This is a genomic window from Demequina lignilytica, assembly GCF_030418375.1.
GTDB classification, from domain to species: Bacteria; Actinomycetota; Actinomycetes; order Actinomycetales; family Demequinaceae; genus Demequina; species Demequina lignilytica.
Genome location: NZ_JAUHPZ010000027.1, coordinates 1 through 334 on the forward strand (window position 1 = coordinate 1; position 334 = coordinate 334).

Genomic DNA, 334 nt, shown 5'->3' on the forward strand with positions numbered 1-334 from the left:
CCGTCACCGTTCGACTTGCATGTGTTAAGCACGCCGCCAGCGTTCGTCCTGAGCCAGGATCAAACTCTCCGTAAAAGAATGTTGGAAAAACCAGACCCCCAAAAGAGCCCAGCAACCACCATTACGAAGCGAGTCAAAGACTCTGTTTAATCTCTGGCATCAAAAACAACTGACTCGTTGTCATTTGATTACCAAAGGAATCCATCCCCCTGAAACCAGGGAGGACGGAGATTGTTAATGCATTTGGCATCGACAATGTGGCACACTGTTGAGTTCTCAAGTTTCGGACGCGCACCGACTCGATCCCTTTTCAGGACCTCGCTCGGGGCAACTC

1 rRNA gene is annotated in these 334 nt (G+C 50.3%); it reads right to left on the bottom strand.

The annotated features are described in order from the left end of the window. Positions 1-75, bottom strand: a 16S ribosomal RNA gene (locus tag QQX13_RS13800); the annotation flags it as partial. Between the last annotated feature and the right edge of the window lie 259 nt (positions 76-334).